The 13,344-nt window shown below is 68.3% G+C and carries 13 protein-coding genes; 6 read left to right on the forward strand and 7 right to left on the reverse strand.

The features are described 5' to 3' along the window. Positions 1-15: 15 nt before the first annotated feature. Positions 16-702 carry a ribulose-phosphate 3-epimerase gene (gene rpe, locus DES44_RS17230; protein WP_058933559.1) on the reverse strand — a complete coding sequence of 229 codons (687 nt, stop codon included), beginning with the start codon at positions 700-702 and terminating at the stop codon, positions 16-18. A gap of 95 nt (positions 703-797) precedes the next feature. Further along, positions 798-1,703 (reverse strand): substrate-binding periplasmic protein, encoded by a 906-nt coding sequence (locus DES44_RS17235; RefSeq protein ID WP_170156689.1) that lies wholly within the window; start codon positions 1,701-1,703, stop codon positions 798-800. Between the two features lie 57 nt (positions 1,704-1,760). On the opposite strand from DES44_RS17235, the gene apaG reads away from it, so the two are divergent. From apaG to mltA, 3 genes are all read left to right on the forward strand, one after another. Continuing rightward, entirely contained in the window at positions 1,761-2,135 is a 375-nt protein-coding gene (gene apaG / locus DES44_RS17240) for a Co2+/Mg2+ efflux facilitator ApaG/CorD (protein ID WP_058933557.1), read from the forward strand. Continuing rightward, entirely contained in the window at positions 2,135-4,138 is a 2,004-nt protein-coding gene (gene tlpB / locus DES44_RS17245; RefSeq protein ID WP_058933556.1) for a transporter-like protein TlpB, read from the forward strand. Before apaG ends, tlpB begins: the two co-directional genes overlap by 1 nt. 401 nt (positions 4,139-4,539) lie before the next feature. Beyond that, complete coding sequence (gene mltA / locus DES44_RS17250) at positions 4,540-5,589, forward strand: murein transglycosylase A (protein WP_310732372.1); 1,050 nt, start codon at positions 4,540-4,542, stop codon at positions 5,587-5,589. Between the two features lie 23 nt (positions 5,590-5,612). On the opposite strand, the gene DES44_RS17255 is transcribed toward mltA, so the two are convergent. Then, a complete protein-coding gene (locus DES44_RS17255) occupies positions 5,613-5,894 on the reverse strand; it encodes a DUF427 domain-containing protein (RefSeq protein ID WP_058933554.1) in 282 nt (93 codons plus the stop codon). A gap of 11 nt (positions 5,895-5,905) precedes the next feature. On the opposite strand from DES44_RS17255, the gene DES44_RS17260 reads away from it, so the two are divergent. Continuing rightward, positions 5,906-6,175, forward strand: coding sequence for a hypothetical protein (locus tag DES44_RS17260; RefSeq protein WP_058933553.1), 270 nt, complete (start codon positions 5,906-5,908; stop codon positions 6,173-6,175). A 130-nt stretch (positions 6,176-6,305) separates the two neighbouring features. Here DES44_RS17260 and DES44_RS17265 read toward each other — a convergent pair whose 3' ends face one another. Continuing rightward, positions 6,306-8,030, reverse strand: a complete 1,725-nt coding sequence (locus DES44_RS17265; RefSeq protein WP_058933552.1) for a GDYXXLXY domain-containing protein — start codon at positions 8,028-8,030, stop codon at positions 6,306-6,308. After that, positions 8,027-8,986 (reverse strand): DUF2157 domain-containing protein, encoded by a 960-nt coding sequence (locus DES44_RS17270; RefSeq protein WP_058933551.1) that lies wholly within the window; start codon positions 8,984-8,986, stop codon positions 8,027-8,029. Before DES44_RS17270 ends, DES44_RS17265 begins: the two co-directional genes overlap by 4 nt. A gap of 100 nt (positions 8,987-9,086) precedes the next feature. Between DES44_RS17270 and DES44_RS17275 the strand changes: the two genes are divergently transcribed. Further along, the gene (locus tag DES44_RS17275) at positions 9,087-9,755 is read left to right on the forward strand and encodes a dienelactone hydrolase family protein (RefSeq protein WP_058933550.1); all 669 of its coding nucleotides are present in this window, start codon (positions 9,087-9,089) and stop codon (positions 9,753-9,755) included. Positions 9,756-9,846: 91 nt separating this feature from the next. Further along, a complete protein-coding gene (locus tag DES44_RS17280; protein WP_083525263.1) occupies positions 9,847-11,304 on the forward strand; it encodes a M28 family metallopeptidase in 1,458 nt (485 codons plus the stop codon). Between the two features lie 59 nt (positions 11,305-11,363). Here the strand turns inward: DES44_RS17280 and DES44_RS17285 are convergent, their stop codons facing one another. Both DES44_RS17285 and DES44_RS17290 read right to left on the reverse strand, forming a co-directional pair. Further along, complete coding sequence (locus tag DES44_RS17285) at positions 11,364-11,687, reverse strand: methylglyoxal synthase (protein WP_058937138.1); 324 nt, start codon at positions 11,685-11,687, stop codon at positions 11,364-11,366. A gap of 175 nt (positions 11,688-11,862) precedes the next feature. After that, positions 11,863-13,272 (reverse strand): glycoside hydrolase family 18 protein, encoded by a 1,410-nt coding sequence (locus DES44_RS17290; protein WP_058933548.1) that lies wholly within the window; start codon positions 13,270-13,272, stop codon positions 11,863-11,865. Positions 13,273-13,344 lie beyond the last annotated feature (72 nt).

Raw genomic sequence — 13,344 nt, forward strand, 5'->3', positions numbered from 1 at the left:
GGTCGTCGAGTCCGCTCAGCGTGCCAGCTCGGCGCGCATGGCGTCGATGACAGCCTTGTAGTCCGGCTTGCCGAAGATGGCGGAGCCCGCAACGAAGGTGTCCGCGCCCGCGTCAGCGATTTCGCGGATGTTGTCCACCTTCACGCCGCCGTCGATCTCCAGGCGGATGTCGCGGCCGCTGGCCAGAATCATGGCCTTGGCTTGCTGCAGCTTCTTCAGTGCGGAAGGGATGAAGCTTTGGCCGCCGAAGCCAGGGTTGACGCTCATGATCAGCACCAGATCGACCTTGTCGATCACCCACTCCAGCACGTCCAGTGGCGTGCCAGGGTTGAAGACCAGGCCCGCCTTGGCGCCCTCGCCCTTGATCAGTTGCAGGGTGCGGTCCACGTGCTGGCTGGCTTCCGGGTGGAAGCTCACCAGGTCCGCGCCGGCCCGGCAGAAGGCCTGGGCCAGGGCATCCACCGGCTGCACCATCAGGTGCACATCGATCGGGGCAGGCGTGCCGTCCGGCTTGACCGCATGCTTCTTCAGCGCTTCGCAGACCATCGGGCCGAAGGTCAGGTTGGGCACGTAATGGTTGTCCATCACGTCGAAATGAATCCAGTCCGCGCCAGCAGCCAGGACCTGCCGGACTTCCGCGCCCAGGTTGGCGAAATCGGCGGAAAGGATGCTGGGGGCGATGCGATGGGTGGGAGGCGTCATGACGAAGGAGCCGCAGGCGGCGTGGCACGGGAAAGTCCGTGATTGTAGAAAGGCCGGTCCCAGCCGGTGCAGTCCAGGGCCATGGCGCGCGCCCGCTAGCGGTAACGATCCACGATGCGGGCGAGTTCCCCGCTCGTTTGCAGGTGGCGCAACCTCTCGGCCAGTCGGTCCACCACCGCCTGAGGCAGGCGGCGGGACACCGCCACGAGCTGCGGTTGTTCGTCGAAAGCAAACGGGCCGAATTCGACCAAGCGCTCGTCGATGCCAGCAATGCGCAAGGCATGCCGCAAGGCCATGTCCTGTCCGTAGACGGCATCGGCGCGCTCCCGCAGCAGCAGGTTCACCGCGTCCACCTCCGACTTGGCAGCCTCCACATGATTCACATCCGCCTGCTGCAGCGACACCGCCAGCTGGCTGCCCTGCACCAGCAACACCGGCTTGCGCCGGGCAAAGGCTCGCAGCGCGGTCCAGGACATGGGAGCCGGCGTGCCCGCCCGCACCAGCAGCACGTGACGCACGCGGTAGAGCGGCGTGGGCAGGAAGCGCATCATTTCCCGGCGACGCTCCGAAGGCAGCATGCACAGGAAGATGTCCAGTTCGTTCGTGGCCAGCATGAGCTCGAGCCGCCGCAGCGGCACCAGCCGGTCCAGGCCCGAGAGATGCAGCTGCGGATCGGCCTGCTGCAGCGCCATGGCCACCTCGGCACATAAACCTGGATGTTGCGGGTCGCCAGGCGCAAACTTGAGGGGAGACCCGCTCTGGGCCGCCGTGCGCAGGGTCAGCGGCGGCAGGCTGGTCCCGAAGGCCGATGCAGAGGACATTGCTGCAGAGGACGTCGAAACAGGTGTCGCCGACGCAGGTGACGCGGGCTCGGCCGGGGCTGCGGCGAACGCCAGGCCGGCACCGCCCAGCCCAGGGACCCAGGCCAACCAGGACAGCAGCCCACGCCGCGACACACGGTGGGGGAACGTCACATCGGCCGAACCCTGAGGTGTCTCCATAAGATCTGCAGTCTTGTGGGGGCCAGCATAAACCAAGCCCACCCTAGAATCGATCCAATGGCACATCCGCACTTTCACTGCACCGTCGTCGTTGAACCGCTGGCCGAGCAGACCTTCCCTGATCGCGGCCAGTACGCCTTCAGCTACACCATCACCATCGAGAACCGCGGCGATGTCGCCGCCCAGCTGATCGGCCGGCACTGGACCATCACCGATGCCAACGGCCACGAGCAGGAAGTCCACGGCCTGGCAGTCGTCGGCCATCAGCCGCTGCTGCAGCCCGGCGAACGCTTTCAGTACAGCTCCTGGGCGCAGATCGCCACCAAGCAAGGCAGCATGAGCGGCCGCTATCTGTGCGTCACCGACACCGCGGACGTCTTCTATGCCGACGTGCCCGAATTCCTGCTGGCCGAGGCCGGCTCGCTGCACTGATGCTGAAACTGCGCGGTTGGGACCTCACGGCGCTGCTCAATGCAGCCCATCCACAGGCGCCGCTGGCTGAACGCAATCTCTGGCTGGTCCGGCTCGTGGACTGGCTGCGCCGCGCGCCGATCAAGGACGTGCGGGCCGGTGCTCAGCCCGCCGCCGCTTCGGACACCACGCCCCTGCCCGTGCGGCGCCTGCGGCATCTCCTCACCCTGCTGGAACGCCATCCGGACCATGCCCAGGCCTTCGCCGGGGTGATGGCCAGCGTCTGGGCCGAGACCGACGCCATCAGCCTCTTCGCCGAAGTGGGCTTCGCGCCGCGCATGGCGCTGTGGGGCGAGTTCCTGGGTCGCCTGCGCCGCCGCCTGCTGCCGATGACAGCCGACACGCGCGACCTGGCCGAGCTGTTTGAGCTGCTGTTCCATGACGAGCGCGATGCCGACTGGATCAACGCGATCGACGACGAGCTGCTCGAGCGGCTGAGCCTGCTGTTCGCCGGGGCCCCGGAGGGCGACTGGCGCGAGGAGATGCGCAGCGCCATCACCGTGCTGGTGAGCGCGGTGCGGTCGGCGGGCCTGTCGGGTGCGCTGCGAGTGCGCATGGATCCCAAGCGGCTCGTCAGCCGTCCGTTCCGGAACCTGGCCACGGCCTGGGAACGGGTGGAGCATTCACTGGAAGATGGAGACCCGACCCACCTGCCCGCCCAGTTGCAATATCTGCGGGCGCTGATGGATGAGTGCCGCGCGGCGGTCGCCTCGGTGCCGGACCATCTGGAGGAACACGGCGTCTCGGTGGACCTGATGTTCGGCGTGGAGCAGATGCAGGCGCGGCTGCGTCGCATCGAGGAACTGCTGGACTGCCTGCTGGCCGCCCATCCGCGTCGCGAGCTGCTGCGCCTGGTGTCCAACCTGGTGCAGGTGGTGCATGAGCGCCGCAGCATCCGCACGCTGTTCGGTCGCCACTATTCGCTGCTGGCCCGCAAGGTGGCCGAGCGCAGCGCGGAGACCGGGGAGCACTACATCACCCGCAACCGCGAGGAATACGGGGACATGCTGCGCCGCGCCGGCGGCGGCGGCGTGGTGATCGCGGGGACCACCTTTGCCAAGTTCGCCATCATGGCGGTGGGCCTGTCGGCATTCTGGGGCGGCTTCTGGGCGGGGGTGAACTACGCCCTGAGCTTCGTGATCATCCACCTGCTGCACTGGACGGTGGCCACCAAGCAGCCGGCCATGACCGCCCCAGCCCTGGCCGAGAAGCTGCGCCATATCGACAGCGATGCAGGCCTGCAGAGCTTCGTGGATGAGGTGGCCCACCTCTTCCGGTCGCAGACCGCCGGCATCATCGGCAACCTGGCACTGGCCGCGCCGATGGTGCTGAGTGTGCAGCTGCTGGCGCTGCTGGTCTTTGGCCGGCCGCTGGTGGATGCGAAGGAAGCCGACCATGTCCTGCACAGCCTCACCGTGCTGGGGCCGACCCTGGTGTTTGCCGCCTGTACCGGGGTGCTGCTGTTCCTCTCCAGCCTGATCGCGGGCTGGGTGGAGAACTGGTTCGTCTTCTTCCGGCTGGACAGCGCCATCGCCTGGAATCCGCGCATCGTCGCGCTGGTGGGCAGCAACCGGGCCAAGCGCTGGGCGCAGTGGTGGCGGGAGAACATCTCCGGCCTCACCGCCAACATCAGCCTGGGCCTGATGCTGGGGCTGGTGCCGGCGCTGCTGGGATTCTTCGGGGTGCCGCTGGAAGCGCGTCACGTGACCTTGTCCACCGGCCAGCTGGCAGCGGCGGCCGGCGCGCTGGGCACCGACGTGGTCAAGCACTGGCCCTTCTGGTCCTGCGTCATCGGCATCCTGGGCACCGGGCTGCTCAACGTGGGGGTCAGCTTCACGCTCGCCTTCCGGGTGGCGCTGCGGTCACGCGGCATCAAGCTGGCCGATCGCCGACGGGTGCGCGCGGCCATCTGGGCCCGCATCTGGTCCCGGCCGCTCAGCTTCTTCCTGCCGCCCAGGGGTTAGTCCGGCAATGACAGGGCGCTCACCGCTCGGAATCATCCGGGCGTTCGCCCCCTTTGCGGCCGGCGAACATCGTCCACCAGACAATGAAGATCAGCAGCGCCAACGCGCCCATCGCCTCCAGCAGAATCACGCTCATGATGTATTGCGGTCTCCTTCGCCCGGGCTCTGAGGTCCTTCGAAACGTCCAGGTGGGCCCGGGTCGCATCGGCCGCCTGACAGCGGTCGCGGCGATTCTAGGCCTGCTGGCCGCCTGTGGTGCACCGCCGGTCGTGCGGGAACCCGGCGCAAAGCCTTCCGTATCCCCTGCTGCGTCGCCTCCTGTGCCGGCAGCGGGATCTCGGTCAGCGGGCGCGGCCGCGCCGCCGCCCGCTTCCACGGTGCCACCTTCGCCGGCAGCCCGCGTGCCTGTGGACCCTGCACGCCTGCTCAATGGCGATGTGGACGCCACGCCGCGCCGGACCCTCGCCCGTGAGCGATCACGCTGGGTGGAGGCGGCCTGGGATGAACTGCCCGGCTGGGGGCAGGACCGGGCCCTGGAATGGTGGCCGGCGCTGCTGCGCGGTTGCGAGCGTCCGATGCCCGGCTGGACGTCCTTCTGCGCCGAAGCCCTGCGGCTGCGGCCCAGTGATGACTGGGTGATCACCACCTGGCTGATGAGACGCCTGCAGCCTTACCGGGTGGAGTCGCCGGAGGGGGATCCCAACGGACTGGCCACCGGCTACTACGAGCCGCAGCTGGAAGCCCGCCGCCAGACCGGCGGTGATTTCCGGGTACCGCTGCTGGCGCCGCCGCAGGACCTGGCGGCCCGCAAGCCCTACGACACCCGCCAGCAAATCGAAAGCAGCAGCCGGCTCAACCGCTTCAGCCTGGCCTGGGTGCAGGACCCGCTGGATGCGCTGGTGATGCAGATCCAGGGCAGCGGCCGGCTGCGGCTGACCGAGGCCGACGGCAGCAGCCGCTGGGTGCGGCTGTCCTTTGCGGCGCACAACGAGCAGCCCTACCGGTCGGTGGGGCAATGGCTGGTGGCGCAAGGGGAATTGCGACCGGGCGAAGCGTCCTGGCCGCTGATCAAGGACTGGGCGCGCCGCAATCCGCAGCGGGTGAAGGATGCGCTGTGGGCCAATCCGCGATATGTGTTTTTCCGGGAGGAACCGCTGCTGGACCCGGCCGTGGGGCCCAAGGGGGGCCAGGGCGTGCCATTGACGCCAGGCCGATCCATTGCCGTGGACAAGGCCAGCGTGCCCTACGGCACGCCGGTCTGGCTGGATACGACGGAGCCCCTGTCCCCCACACCGCTGCGCCGCCTGGTGATGGCGCAGGACACCGGGGCGGCCATCACCGGTGCGGTGCGGGCCGACTTCTTCTGGGGCTGGGGCGATCAGGCCGAGGCGCAGGCGGGCCGCATGAAGCAGCCGCTGCGCATGTGGGTGCTGTGGCCGCGGGACAGCTGAGCAGCACCGCTGGGCGGTGGGGCTTACTCGACCACCTGCACGCCCTTCCAAAATGCAACGCGGTCCTTGATTTCCGCGGCGGCTTCGCTGGGTTCCGGGTAGTACCAGACGGCGTCCGGATTCATGTCTCCCTTGACCAGCAGGCTAAAGTAGTGCGCCTGGCCCTTCCAGGGGCAAGAGGTGCGGTGATTGCTGAAGGTGGTGAACTCACGCTTCAGGGACGAGGCGGGGAAGTAGTGATTGCCTTCCACCACCACGGTGTCATTGCTCTCGGCGATCACTTCGCCGTTCCAGATTGCCTTCATCAAAGCTCCTCGTGCTCAAACGTTATTACGCCCATCGGGACAAAGACATCTTCATCACCGCCGGCTCGGCCCGCGACCTCGCGCCGGGCAGCTTTGGCGTGTGCGCCATCGGAGGCGGTGCGGAAGGCTGGTCGGTGGTCCATGTGGGCCCGGAAGGCGATGTGGCCGACCTGGGCGGGGAGTACTACTTTGCCACCGCTGAAGAAGCCCTCGCCTTCGCCCGTGAAATCATTGATCTGTTGATCGACGGCGGGGAGCCGGAAGGGCTGCACGGAGACTGAATGCTGCCCAAGGACCTGCCGTGCAGGAGCCCCAGGATGGAGCCGTCTGCATTGGACGCTGGGCATGGATCCCTCGGTCTTGAGTCCTGAGCAATGAGGCCTCCGGCATTGAGTCCCCGGCATTGAGTCCTTACAGCGGCCGCAGATCCTCCCCCACCAGATTGACCAGCAGAGCCCGCCCGTCCGGCATCAGGCGGAACTCGCCGTAGCGTGCCGGTGTCCAGCGGGCCTGAGTGCCTTCCTTGAAATACCAGGCATTGCTGACCAAGGTCCACCCGCCGTCGGCGGGGGTGAGTTCGACCGGCAACATCCCGGGTGGGACCGCTTCGCCGGCGGCAAGAACTTTGGACAACCGCACAATGCCGCGTTCGTCCAACTGCACGGCCACCCGCCGTCGCTCCCCCCACAGCGGAACGCCGGAGCGGCTCCACCGGTCGGTGCCCGGCAGCGCGTAGGCCAGCTGCATGTAATCCCCCTGCATCAAGGACCGGGGGTCCACCGGCGCCAGTTGGACGAACACGGGACGGCCTTCGCGAATCAGCGTTTCCTTCTGAAGAATCAGCAGGTTGACCGTGACCAGCACCAGGACGGCAAAGCTGCCCAGCAGCGGCCGGGCCCAGCGGGAGGCTGGGTGCACCTTGGGTGTCGTCGCTTGGGCACCGGCGTTAATCGCAGCCCCGCCTGAAGGAAGCGGCGTGCTGGCGGAAGCGGGTGACAGCGCGGGTTGCGCGCCCGCTGTCTCCACCAGTGCCTGCCCTTCACGGGCCGCCGGTGCTGCCCATGCGGCCCAGGCCACCAGCACGACACCCGCGCCGACCATCACCAGCGCCTTCTGCTGCAAAGGCAGCGCCCAGCTGTAATAGAAGCTGCCCAGCACCCACACCGCGGCAATGGCCGCCAGCAAGGCCAATCGCCAGCGACGGGTGATGAGCATCAAGGCCAGCACGGCCAGGCAGGCGCCGAGCGATGGCAGATAAAGGGCCACGAATGCCAGGACGACGGCAGGCGGCACCAGCCGCCAGGCTTGCGTCGGACGCCAGGCGCGCATCAGTGCCCCTGCGCCGGCAAGCACCAGCCCCCCGGACACCAGGCGCACGACCAGGTCCATGCCGTGCCACGGCAGGATTTGCGCCGACCGTCCGCTGCCCCAGTGGCTCCAGAACGCCCCTCCCAGCGCGCCGCTCACAAGAAAACTCGCGCCTGCGCTCAGCATCAAGGCCCCCAGCACCATCACCCACCAGCCGCCCAGCGCGGGCTCCGTCACGGCCGCCCAGCGAGCGCCCGGTGCCTGACGGCCGAGCCGCTGTTGCAGCGCCATCAGCACCGCCCCCACCAATGCCGCGGCATGCGCCTCCAGCCACACAGGCCAGATACCCACGTCGGCAGGACGCCCCGGGCCGATCAGCACCATGGTGAGAACCGCCGCTGCCGCGCCCAGCAACTGCCGCAGCCAGCTGACCGGCAGCAGCAGCATCAACACGACATCCAGCGCCAGGAGCACCGCCTCCAGCTCGCGTGGGCTCAGGTGCCGGTCCAGCGCATGCCCGAGGCTCACCAGACCCGTCAGCAGCAGCGGCAGGCCCATTTGCTCCAGGAAGACCGCCCTTCCCCGGCCTCGCAACAGCACCAGCCCCAGCGCGGTCAACGCCAGGCCCACAAACCAGTCACTCGGCCCTTTCCACCAGGACGATCCGAAGAGCGCCACAAACGCCGCCATCAGTGGCAGCACCGTGATCCAGGCGGCCACCGCAGACAGGACCACCACCGGCCACGGCCGCGCGGGGGGCAGTGGGGGCAACGATGGCAATACGCCTTCGGCCTGGGCCTGCGCCAGCCATGCCGTGGACTGCGTCATACGGCCTCCGGACGGCGCGTGCGGCGCATGATCAGTTGCACACTGCCTGCCAGCAACAGGGCGGCCAGCCCGGCCACCAGGAACAGTTCTTCAAAACTGCGCAGCGACTGGCCATGCACCCATCCGCCGATCAGCAGCACATTCAGCCCCAGGGCGGCCACGCTCATCACAAGGACCTGGCGGCGCCACCAGCCCAGCGCCAGCGCCAGGGCAAACAGGCCCACGACCAGCCCGTACTGCGGCGCGATGTTGCTGCGAAACAGGCTCATGACGCCCAGGGTCAGCGCCAGGGTATTGGCGGTGAGCACCGACAACCGCCATGCCCACCACTGCCCGCTGCGCTGTCCATGCAGCGACAGCGCAGCGATGAGCAACAGGCTCAGCCCCAGGGCGATGGCGTGGACCGGGAGCGTGCCGGGCCCCACGGACCAGTCATGCCCGCCGTAGGTGTAGCTCCACAGGCTGATGGCCAGGCTGGTGACGATCTGCCACGGCGCCCAGAGCAGGTCCGAAGAGACCGCCGCCAACAGCGGCAGGGACAGCGCGGCCCACAGCGCAAACAGGGTCCAGGCATCCGCGCCCGTCTGGTAGGTCTGGCCGAAGTAGGCCAGCAGCCCGCCCAGCGTCAGGAAGGCCAGCAGGCTCAGGGCGGGGCGGACATCCGTCCGGGCAGGCGGGACCTGACTGAACCAGGCCCCCAGAACCGGCAGCACCACCCAGCCCTGCAACAGGGCAAATCGCTCAAAGCGGGTGAAGGTGTCCCAGTTGGCGGCGACCCACAGCATCACGCCGAAGCCCATCAGACCGGCCGCCAGCATCATCGCCCCGAGCCGCAGCAGCGTCCACAGCCGGCTTGGGACTTGCTCCTGACCACTGAGCTGCCACAAGCGCCGTGCGCTGCTCGCATCGAGACCACCCTGCGACGTGTATTGGTACAACTGCTCGTGCAGACTCACCGCTTCCTCCTCCAGGATAGGGCCCCTGCGGGCGCCCGTTGTGGAGAGGAATGATACGGACACAGGTCCGCCTCACCGATAACAGCTCGATGGAGATCCCATGGGACAGATGATTGATTTCAGCCGCCCGGATGGCGGAACAAGTCAGGCCTGGCTGGCCTCGGCCGGCGCGGGTGCACCGGGCCTGGTGCTGATCCAGGAATGGTGGGGCCTGAAGCCTCACATCAAGGACATTGCCGACCGTCTCGCAGCGGCAGGCATCACGACGCTGGCACCGGACCTTTACCGCGGGCGCATTGCCGCGGATGCCGACGAAGCCAGCCACATGATGAACAACCTGGACTTTGCCGACGCCACCCACCAAGACGTGCGCGGCGCAGCGGAACACCTGCGCCAGCTGGGCGCGGCCAAGGTCGGCGTGATGGGCTACTGCATGGGCGGTGCGCTCACCATCGCCGCTGCCGTGCATGTGCCGACGGTGTCGGCTGCGGTCTGCTACTACGGCATTCCGCCCGCCGAATTCGCGGACCCGGCCAAGATCCACACGCCCTTCCTCGGCCACTTCGCGTCCCGCGACGACTGGTGCACGCCGGAGAAGGTGCAGGACCTGAAGCAGCGCATGACCGCCGCCGGCCTGCATCCGGAGATCCACGTGTATGAGGCCGACCACGCCTTCTCCAACGTCACACGGCCCGAGGTCTATGACGAAAAGGCCGCTACGCAGGCCTGGGAGCGCACGCTGGCCTTCCTGAAACAGCATCTGGCCTGACCACCGGCAAGCCAGCGGGCCCAGTGAACCACTGGCCTGCTGACTGGCTCGCGCCCCCGACGCTCCCCCTTTTCTCCAACGCCCCTTGTCCATGCGAACTCATGTCCTGGCTTCGGCCGCTGCCCTGACCGTGGCCCTGCTCTCCAGCGGGGTCCAAGCCCAGAACGCCACCGGCTTCAAGCCCAACGGACCGGACCCGCTGGATCCGCGCGTGGCGCCGATGATGGCGGAGATCTCTCCCGCCCGCATCGAGAAGACCATCCGCACGCTCGCCGCCTTCGGCACCCGCCACACCGCGTCGGAAACGCAGAGCGACACCCGCGGCATCGGCGCGGCCCGTCGCTGGATCGAGCGGCAATTGCGGGACTGCAGTGCCCGCACCGGCGGACGTCTGCAGGTGACGATGGAGGCCTTCATCGAGCCGGCCGGTCGTCGCCTCAGCCAGCCGACCGAGCTGGTCAATGTGGTGGCCACCCTGCCCGGCGCCTCGGCCGGCACGCCGCGCGAGCGGGTGCTGGTGGTCAGCGGCCATTACGACTCGCGCAACAGCGATGTGATGGATGCCAAGGGTGAAGCGCCGGGCGCCAATGACGACGCCTCCGGCACCGCCGCCGTGATGGAGATGGCCTGCGCCATGGCCCGCCAGAAGTTCGATGCCACGCTGGTGTTCATGGCCGTGCCCGGAGAAGAGCAAGGTCTGCTGGGCGCGCAGGAATGGGCCCGGCGCGCGCGGGCACGCAACCTGAACGTCGAGGGCATGATCACCAACGACATCATTGGCAGCTCGCATGGCGACAGTGGTCAGCATGACCCCAAGCGCCTGCGTCTGTTTGCCGATGGCTTTGATCCCGTGCTGCGCCAGCTGCTCAACACCACCAGCAACCGCACGCCCGGCGACGACGAAACCAACACCAATGCCGCCATCCGCGCGCAGCTGCAGCCGCTGGCCGTGGCCGGCGGTGGGGACGATCTACCGACCCAGCAGTTCGCCCGCCATCTGAAGGCCCAGGGTGAACGCTACCTGCCCGGCTTCAGCATCGACCTGATCGAGCGACGCGACCGCTACCTGCGCGGCGGCGACCACCTGCCCTTCCTGGAGCGCGGCTATGCCGCCGTGCGTTTCAGCGAGCCTTTCGAGGACTTCCGCCACCAGCACCAGGACCTGCGCACCGACGGCGGCGTGGTCTACGGCGACCTGCCCGAGTTCGTGGACTTCGCTTATGTGGCCGACGTGGCCCGCGTGAACCTGGCCGGTCTGGCGACGCTGGCCTGGGCCCCGTCCCCGGTGAAGGACGCCCGCATCGATGCACGCGAGCTGACCAACGACACCACGCTGCAGTGGGCCGCCAGCCAGGACCCGGAACTGGCCGGCTACCGCGTGGTGTGGCGCCGCAGCGGCATCCAGCAGTGGGAAGGCGCGAAGGATGTCGGCACGGCGACGCGGGTCACCCTGCCGCTGTCCAAGGACAACCTGATCTTCGGCGTGCAGGCGCTGTCCAAGGCGGGACATGCGAGCCTGCCCACCTATCCGCTGCCGCTGTCGCGCTGAGCGACGGCTGGGCGGGAGGCCCTGGCGGGCGTGCTTCAGCCCGTCAGAGCATCAGAGCGTCAGACCGTCAGCCCGCGCAGCAGCAGCCGGGCGCTGGACACGTTGGTCGCGCAAGGCACGTCATGCACGTCGCAAGCGCGCACCAGCGCATTGATGTCGGGTTCATGCGGCTGCGGCGTCATCGGGTCGCGCAGGAACACCACGGCGTCGATGCCGCCGACGGCCAGCCGCGCACCGATCTGCAAGTCGCCGCCATGCGGCCCGGACAACATGCGCTCCACCTCCAGCCCCACTTCCGCTTGAAGGCGTGAGCCGGTGGTGCCGGTGGCCACCAGTTCGCACTGCTTGAGCAGGCCGGCGAATTCGGTGGCCAGCAGCACCATCTCGTCCTTCTTGCCGTCGTGGGCGATCAGCGCGATGCGCAGCCGACGGCGGGCGATGGACGGCGCTGCGGGGTCGGTCCCCGGCTGGGAGGCCACGGCAGTGGCGGAGGCGATGGCGGATGCGGACGAAGATGCAGTCATGGCGTGATGGTAGGGCCCGGCGGGCCAGACGGAGTTACCGGCTGGATTCTTTCTGTGTCGACGCCGCCGGGGACGCAGAGCGGTCCGAGGAGGCCGACGGCCGCTGCCGAGCAGGCCACGTGCCCGGTTGGCGGCCCAGGCCCAGGTTCATGGCGTTCAGCAAGTCTCCATTGTCCTGGCTGAGCTCCCAGGCAAAGACCCCGGCCAGGCCCTGCGACTGTGCGTACTGCGCCTTGGCCCAGACGGCGCGGGGGTCGTCATAACCCATCCATTGGTGGCGACCGGCGTGGAACAGCGACCACGACCGCGTCACCGGATCCCACACGGCCTGGTAGCCGCCACGCCCTCGCCCGCGCCGGTCCAGCAACTGGGCCGCGATGTCGCGATAGGGCATGGCGCCTTCCTCGCCGGGGTAGATGCCGGTTTTGGCCGCACCGGTGCGGGGCTGCTGCACGCCAGTGAAGCCTCGCCCATACATTGCAACGCCGGCCACCATCTTTGCCGGCGGTACGCCTGCCTCGCTGAGGTTGCGGATGGACCGGATCAGGCTGTCGTCCGCCTCGGGCGAGGAACTGGCCAGCGTGCTGTGGTGCCCCGCCGCAGGTGACCAGCCGCCGTAGAAGTCGTAAGTCATCATGAACACCAGGTCCAGGGCGCCGGCCGCCTGCCGGAAGTTGATGCGATCGACGATGGGCGACATGGTGTTGACCGCCATGGTGACGAGGTAACGGCGACCGGTCTCCTTCCCGAGCGCGTCCAGCGACTGACGCAGGTCGGTGAGCAGGTCGGCATAGGCCTGGCCGTCCTGGGGACTGCCCAGCTTCACGCCATTGACGGCACTGTTGTCGCCGGGGTGCTCCCAGTCGATGTCGATGCCGTCGAAGGCCGGATGCTCACGCAGGAAGCGCTGCGCGGAGGCGACAAACACCTCGCGGCGGGCCGGGTCCTGCGCCAGATGGAAGAAGGGATCGGAGCCGCCCCAGCCGCCGACCGACGCCAGCACCTGCAACTGCGGGGCGCGTTGCTTGTAGCGGGCGAAGACCTGATTGAAGCGGTTTTCGACGGCGCTGGTGGCCAGCTCGAAGTGGGCACGTCCTTCGCAGGCGGCGGCGTCCTTGGGCAACTGGCCGGGGCCGCAGATCCGGAGGAAGGCGTACAGCACGTGGGTGACGTTGCCGGGCGGCACTTGGTCGAGGAGCGCCTCCGGCTGCCAGTTGGGGACGTAGACGCCGACGACGCCTTTGGAAGGGCCGGTGAATGGGCGCTGGCGCCCGGTAAAGAGATCGCGCAGCGGGGGCGTGGCTGGCATCGCGGGCGAGGATGCGCTCGCTGATGAGCGCTTGTCTGCGTCATCCATGCGGTGCGCCTCTGCGCCAGGGGCCGGCAGTCCCCCCACCGCCAGCGTGAAGAGGACCATCAAGACGGACAGGCGGTGGCGCGGCATGCGAAGGGCTCCGAATCAAAGGAGCCCGCAGCCTATCGCAAATAAGCTACCAGTCAAATACCAGTTAGCCAG

The organism is Roseateles depolymerans (assembly GCF_003387155.1).
In the GTDB taxonomy this organism is placed as follows: Bacteria; Pseudomonadota; Gammaproteobacteria; order Burkholderiales; family Burkholderiaceae_C; genus Roseateles; species Roseateles depolymerans.

Bases quoted from the DNA above. Each gene is read 5' to 3' on its own strand.
- DES44_RS17285 (WP_058937138.1), bottom strand. From the start codon at position 11,687: ATGGTGCTGCTGGCCACCGAATTCGCCGGCCTGCTCAAGCAGTGCGAA.
- rpe (WP_058933559.1), bottom strand. From the start codon at position 702: ATGACGCCTCCCACCCATCGCATCGCCCCCAGCATCCTTTCCGCCGAT.
- DES44_RS17275 (WP_058933550.1), top strand. From the start codon at position 9,087: ATGGGACAGATGATTGATTTCAGCCGCCCGGATGGCGGAACAAGTCAG.
- DES44_RS17265 (WP_058933552.1), bottom strand. From the start codon at position 8,030: ATGACGCAGTCCACGGCATGGCTGGCGCAGGCCCAGGCCGAAGGCGTA.
- DES44_RS17255 (WP_058933554.1), bottom strand. From the start codon at position 5,894: ATGAAGGCAATCTGGAACGGCGAAGTGATCGCCGAGAGCAATGACACC.
- DES44_RS17280 (WP_083525263.1), top strand. From the start codon at position 9,847: ATGCGAACTCATGTCCTGGCTTCGGCCGCTGCCCTGACCGTGGCCCTG.
- DES44_RS17290 (WP_058933548.1), bottom strand. From the start codon at position 13,272: ATGCCGCGCCACCGCCTGTCCGTCTTGATGGTCCTCTTCACGCTGGCG.
- DES44_RS17235 (WP_170156689.1), bottom strand. From the start codon at position 1,703: ATGGAGACACCTCAGGGTTCGGCCGATGTGACGTTCCCCCACCGTGTG.
- apaG (WP_058933557.1), top strand. From the start codon at position 1,761: ATGGCACATCCGCACTTTCACTGCACCGTCGTCGTTGAACCGCTGGCC.
- tlpB (WP_058933556.1), top strand. From the start codon at position 2,135: ATGCTGAAACTGCGCGGTTGGGACCTCACGGCGCTGCTCAATGCAGCC.